A 236-nucleotide genomic window follows, 5' to 3' on the forward strand; every position below is an offset into this window, starting at 1 on the left:
GTATCGGCCGGGTCGAGGTGGAAACCGCTTTCGCGCAGGCTCCTGCGGGTCTGCGACGCGACGCCCTGCGGGACTGGACCGACGAGCTGGATATGCTGCTGGAGCTTGCCGTCTCGGAACTCGAACCCCACCGCCGCACCGAGGAGCTGCGATTGCAACGCGAGCGCAACCTGCGCCGGCGCCTGATGTGCGAACGGCTCGAAGGCCAAACCATCGTAATGGCCGAGCCCCTGGTC

Annotated in this window: 1 protein-coding gene; it reads left to right on the forward strand. The window is 67.4% G+C overall.

The window, feature by feature from the left end; genetic code table 11:
* On the forward strand, positions 1-236 hold a 236-nt coding region (locus tag QCD68_RS17315), incomplete at both ends, for a hypothetical protein (RefSeq protein ID WP_301223907.1).

Source organism: Curtobacterium sp. PsM8 (assembly GCF_030433875.1).
GTDB lineage: Bacteria > Actinomycetota > Actinomycetes > Actinomycetales > Microbacteriaceae > Curtobacterium.